4 protein-coding genes and 1 riboswitch are annotated in these 5,902 nt (G+C 51.9%); of the genes, 2 read left to right on the plus strand and 2 right to left on the minus strand.

The features are described 5' to 3' along the window. Positions 1-69: 69 nt before the first annotated feature. A riboswitch (SAM riboswitch) is annotated at positions 70-184 on the minus strand. An 83-nt stretch (positions 185-267) separates the two neighbouring features. Then, positions 268-1,752, minus strand: a complete 1,485-nt coding sequence (locus tag EDM58_RS25465) for a methyl-accepting chemotaxis protein (RefSeq protein WP_122915829.1) — start codon at positions 1,750-1,752, stop codon at positions 268-270. Positions 1,753-1,961: 209 nt separating this feature from the next. Between EDM58_RS25465 and EDM58_RS25470 the strand changes: the two genes are divergently transcribed. Both EDM58_RS25470 and EDM58_RS25475 read left to right on the plus strand, forming a co-directional pair. After that, positions 1,962-2,582 carry a DUF3298 and DUF4163 domain-containing protein gene (locus tag EDM58_RS25470; protein ID WP_122915830.1) on the plus strand — a complete coding sequence of 207 codons (621 nt, stop codon included), beginning with the start codon at positions 1,962-1,964 and terminating at the stop codon, positions 2,580-2,582. A gap of 92 nt (positions 2,583-2,674) precedes the next feature. Further along, positions 2,675-4,315 carry a M20/M25/M40 family metallo-hydrolase gene (locus EDM58_RS25475; RefSeq protein WP_122915831.1) on the plus strand — a complete coding sequence of 547 codons (1,641 nt, stop codon included), beginning with the start codon at positions 2,675-2,677 and terminating at the stop codon, positions 4,313-4,315. 30 nt (positions 4,316-4,345) lie between these two features. Here EDM58_RS25475 and cls read toward each other — a convergent pair whose 3' ends face one another. Then, positions 4,346-5,794: a cardiolipin synthase gene (gene cls, locus EDM58_RS25480; RefSeq protein WP_122915832.1), complete on the minus strand. Its 1,449-nt coding sequence runs from the start codon at positions 5,792-5,794 to the stop codon at positions 4,346-4,348. Positions 5,795-5,902: the final 108 nt, after the last annotated feature.

The following is a 5,902-nucleotide window of genomic DNA, read 5'->3' on the forward strand; positions in this document are numbered from 1 at the left end:
GCCCATGCCGGGCACACCATAAAAAAACTCTTCCATTTCGGAAGAGTTTTGCGTCTGCGGCTGTCCTCTTCCTCATCTGCCAAAATCCCGTGTATGGATTTTGTAGGAATTGGCACCTTGCTGTACATGGTACAGTGGTTGCCGGGCTTCATCAGGCCAGTCCCTCCGCCGCTCTTGATAAGGTAGGTGAATCTGTTCAGTTTTTATGATTATTTAGTTTAACAGACTCTTTGTAAAACGCAAATTATTTTCGACAAGAAATGCAGTTTACGCCTGTTCCTTTTTTTGGAATGACTGCTGCAAACGGTGCGATAGCGTATTCAGCTCACCCAGCTCTTCTGTGATCTCCCGCACCTTGTACTGCTGGTTCTCGGCGTTTGCAAACAGTTCTTCCAGATTGGCCACCGACTCTTCGGTCACCGCCGTAATGGTAGACATCTCTGCCGCCACTTCGCCGGAGCGTCGTTTAACCATGTCCATGCTTTCACGAACCTGCTCTGTGGCAGTCAGGAGGTTTTCCATGCCCGCCCGTACAATTTCGATTGCCGCGACAGTTTGTTCCGCCAATTCCTTGCCTTTCGCAACAGATGTTTCCCCGTTGCTCATATGGTGGACGGCATTTTGGCTCTCCTGATGCAGCGAGTGCAGGATTTGGGTAATCTCCTGGGTTGCGGTCGCACTCTCCTCTGCCAGCTTGCGAACCTCATCGGCGACAACGGCAAAACCGCGTCCGTGCTCGCCTGCTCGAGCGGACTCGATCGCAGCATTGAGGGCCAGCAAATTGGTTTGCGAAGCGATCTGATTGATGGCTCCGACGATTTCCTCCACGCGATTGGCTTGGCTGTTCAACTGGTTGATGGTCGAAGAAGCGACGTGGACAGCTTGTACAATCTGCTCCATCTGCGCCGACAACTCGTTCATCATATGTACACTGTCTACCAGACGCTTGTTGTTTTGATCGGCTTCGTTCTTCATCATGTTTGCCTTTTCGGTAACCGAGACAATTTCCTGGTCGATCTGCTGGACTTCCTCCTCGATCTTCACCGTGGAGTTGGCCTGTGCCTCCATCCCTGTCGCGACTTCCTTGAAGGCAATCATCATTTCATCCGTATTTTGCCGGGTTCCCTCCGCGTGTCCATGCACGTATTGAGAGGTGCGGTCCAACTGTTCGGTCATCAGCTGAATTTGCTCCAGCATCTCGCCCAGCCGCTGTTCCTTCTCCTCAGCTTCCTGTCTCGCAGCGTTAGCCCGATCAAGCGAGGCCTGCCCCGCAAGACACAGGTACGTTACCGACACCATCATCAATACAATGGTTACCAAACGCACGATCAGATTGATTTCCGAGAAGTCTCCGCTGAACAAATCGTATTGTCTGGTATAAAAACTGACGACTGTAGCTACGGACTGTGCAATTCCGGCAAAAACAACCAGCTTCCAATCCAGATATGCAGCCAAAAATCCCATCACGATAAAGGCTAGAAAGGAAACTTCTTCATAAGGGGTAAAGTGATCGAAAGAAATGGCATAAAACATAAGTCCGACGGCTACCAGGTAGCGTATAATCCGGCTGTCCTTACGAATGAAATAATACGGCGATACAATCAGCGTGACCAGCAGTCCCAACGATGTGACCATCCAAAAGTTGAGGTCCATCTGGTATGCGATCAATCCTGCCACCCAAAGATGATTCCATAGCACAAAAATCATGAATCCTTCTTTGTTCGTCAGGGTGTTTCGAACCAATTGAATCAAGATTATCCCCCCTTTTTCCTTCTGCTTCTGGTGTTCTTCCCCATTATAGGACGGTTCAAACGCCTATTGATTGTCAATATGTGAAGAAAATGATAAAGAATTGGGAAATTTTTGTTCCTCCCTTTACAGGTTAGACTGACCACTTTTTCCCGTCCCGAATAGGCTGATAGGAAGAACACCCATTTGGAGAAAGGGAGGTACCCATAAAGATGGAACGAAACCAACTCCCCGCAAGCGTCATGACCAGAACACTGACTCGCCCCAATACGACCATTTACTACCCTCAGCTGACGGGTCTTGCCAACCAACAGGCTGAACAGCAGATCAACCAATCGATCGTCCATACTGTCCAGGGCTTAATCCGCGAACAGGAGCGCGTACAGGTTCAAGGAAACACGCAAATGCAGGGAAGCTATGAAGTCAAAACCAATGAGCGAGGCATTTTCAGCGTCACCCTGAGCAATTTCGCCTACACTCCCCGGATGGCTCACCCGATGACTTTCCTCGGTTCCTTGTCGGCCGACATACAGACGGGCAAAATCTATACGCTGCGCGAGCTGTTCAAGCCAGGCAGTGATTACGTAAAAGTTTTGTCCGCCAACATAAAAAAACAGATCGCACAAAGGAATTTGCCTACCTTGAACCCATTTACGGCCATCTCTCCGGAACAGGACTTCTATCTCGCTGACAAATCACTGGTTGTCTACTATCAGCTTTACGAGCTGTCCCCCTACTACGTCGGGTTTCCGATGTTCCCGATCTCCGTATACGATCTGGAGCCGATCATCAATGAAGACGGACCGCTCGGCATTCTGTCCATCGACGTGTAAGGGATTTGATTCCGAGGCAGGAAAATGGCGATGAGGCAGGAATAATCGGGGGAGAAAGCTTGCTACTATTCCACGATAAATGAGGGTTTCCTATGGCGAAATGGCAAACCAAAGAGCAGTTGACCCAGCTTTTATGCGAGCTGGTCAAAATCCCGAGTATTACCGGCTCCCCGGCAGAAAAACAGCTGCCCGACTATCTGACCCGGCAATTGCAGACACTTCCCTATTTTCAGGAGAATCCCGACCATCTCCGCATGTCTCCCACAGAAGACGGACGCCACCTCGTCACCGCCTTGGTCAAAAAGGCCGGAAAACGCGACACGGTCATTCTGGTCAGCCATTTTGATGTTGTCGGGGTGGAGGACTACGGCGCCTGGGAAGCGCATGCCTTTGACCCTGTAGAGCTGACTTCGTACTTTCACGCCCGTCAGCAAGAACTTCCAGCTGATGTTCAACGCGATCTCCGCGCCGGAAATTGGCTGTTTGGACGGGGAACGATGGATATGAAGTGCGGGCTGGCTCTTCATCTGTCCTTGATCGAACAGGCGTGTAACGGGGAGTTCGACGGCAATCTCCTCTTGTTGACCGTTCCTGACGAAGAGGTGAACTCGGTCGGGATGCGCGCTGCCGTCCCTGTCCTGCTGGAGCTCAGCCGGGAATTCAGCCTGGAATATAGGACAGTGTTAAACTCAGAACCCGTCTTTCCGCGCTTTCCCGGAGACCCAAGCAACTACTTGTACACGGGTTCCATCGGGAAGGTGTTGCCGGGCTTCCTCTGCTACGGCAAGGAAACCCATGTAGGCGAGCCTTTTGCGGGACTGAACGGCAACTACATGGCTTCCCAGCTTGCCTGCGAGCTGGAGCTGAACGCATCGTTTTGCGAAATCGTGGAGGGCGAGTCGACTCCTCCACCGACCAGCCTGATGCAAAAGGACTTGAAAAAAGAGTACTCCGTCCAGATTCCGCATCGCGCTGTCACCCTCTTCAATCTTTTCCTGCTGGAAAAGAAGATGGAAGATGTCGTACACCCTCTGCTGGATGCCGCCCAAAACGCAGCCGAACGGATCATCCAGACCTGGGCCCGTCAGGCAGAGCAATTTGCTGGCCTAAGCACGTATCAGCCCAAGCCCTTCTCCATCCAGGTGATGTCTTACGAAACATTGCGCGACTACGCCCTGCGCACCTACGGCGAAGAGAAGCTGCAAGACTTATATGCACCTGTCCTGGCCAATCGGGCAGACAAGGACGACCGGGATCTGACGATTGAGCTGGTTGATCAGCTGGCAATCCTTTGCAAAGAGCTGGCGCCGATGATCGTTCTCTTTTTTGCACCGCCTTTTTACCCGGCCATCTCTTCTCGCCATGATCCGCTGATTCAACGAACAGTATCGGAAATGGAAGACTACGCGCTAGCCAAGCACAAGGTGCGGTTGGTTAAGCAGAACTACTTCGGCGGGATCTCAGACCTGAGCTATGCCGGGCTGCAATACCCGGCAAGCTCGATGCAGCCGCTCATCCGCAATATGCCGCTGTGGAATCAGGGCTACTCCATCCCCTTGCAGGAAATGGAAGCCTTTAAGGTCCCCGTGTTGAACCTCGGTCCGATCGGACGCGATGCCCATCAATGGAGTGAGCGGCTGGATGTGGACTACGCCTTCAATACCTTGAAGGCGATGCTGACGCACTGCATCCATACGCTTTTGCACAATGAAAAACCCAGCGGGAAATCCTGACCGCCGGGTTTTTCACACTCTAAAAAGCTGCTATAAGATCGGGGAAAGCAGGCGGGTCAACGACTCCTTGATCCGCATGTGGATTGGTCTGTTCAGATAAGCTGCCATCGTCAACTCCTGGCATTCGTCAAGATCCTGCAGGAAAAGCTCCTCCAATTGAACGGCCATCCTCGTATCGTAGAGGAAGGCGTTGGTTTCAAAGTTGAGCTTAAAGCTGCGAATGTCTACATTGGCGGACCCGACGGAGGCCAGTTGGGTGTCGACTACAAGTGTCTTGGCATGCATGAAGCCCTTCTCATACTGGTAGCAGCGGACACCGCTCTTCAACAACTCCCCCAGATAGGAATGGGTCGCCCAGTAGACCATCTTGGAGTCGGGACGGCCGGGAACCATCACCCGCACATCAACTCCTGACATCGCGGCCATTTTCAAGGCCGTCAGGATACTGTCGTCGGGAATGAAGTAAGGGGTCTGCAGGTAGATCCTCTTTCGCGCCTTGTAGATCATTTTCAGGTAGGCATGCTTGATCTGCTGCTTCTCAGAATTGGGACCGCTGGACACGATCTGAATCCCGACACCGTCTGCGATTTCCTCCACCTCGGGAAAGTACGCATGCGACTCTTCCATTCGTTTGCGGGCGGATAAATTCCAGTCCAGAAAAAAGCGCGCCTGCAGCAAGTAGACCGCTTTCCCCCGAATCTGCAGATGTGTATCCCGCCAGTAGCCCAGCTTCTTGCTTTTGCCCAGATATTCGTCGCCGACGTTGAAACCGCCGATGTAGCCGATCTTCCCGTCGATGATCACCAGCTTTCGATGGTTTCGAAAGTTGACGCGCAGATTTAAAAACGGGATGCGGCCCGGGAAAAAGGAAATGACTTCTCCTCCAGCCGCGACGAGCGGGCGAAAAAATCGCCGGGGTAAGCTGGCGGATCCCACAGCATCGTACAAGACTCTCACTTCCAAACCCTGCCTTGCCTTGGATGCCAGCAATTGGACCAGCCGACTGCCCAGCTCGTCGTTGCGAAATATGTAATAAAGCAGGTGGACATGCTCTTTTGCCTGCTCGATCTGCTCCAGCATCGCATCGTACAGCGGCTGTCCCTCTGCAAATATCTCAACGTCATTGTCTTGCGTGAAATAAGCGCCGTCACTGACGATATTCATATAGATCATGTCCCGGTGCCGCTCCATGGCCGGGTCATTTGTGACCAGCTCTCCTCGCTCCAGAAGCTGCTTTTGTTTATCAATCGCTGCGCGAAAATGGGAAAACTCCCCTTCCCGAAGCCGGTACAATTTCTTTTTGCTCAACCTTTGGCCAAGGATCAGATAAAAGATGAAGCCGATGCCCGGCAAAAACAGCAGAACGATCAGCCATGCCCAGGTAGCGGCGATATTCCGACGCTCCATAAAGATCAACACTGAAGCCAAAATCAGGTTGACTATCGAGATGAGGGCAAAAATTTGCTCCAATAATAGCATCCAACCACATCCGCGTCTTGAGATTCTATTATTTTACACTATCCCTCGAGCGGATTCATCTTTCTCGTTGGTGGTCGTCAGACTGTAGTGGAGGGGAGGAAACCAGCT

Source organism: Brevibacillus panacihumi (assembly GCF_003710985.1).
Taxonomy (GTDB): domain Bacteria; phylum Bacillota; class Bacilli; order Brevibacillales; family Brevibacillaceae; genus Brevibacillus; species Brevibacillus panacihumi.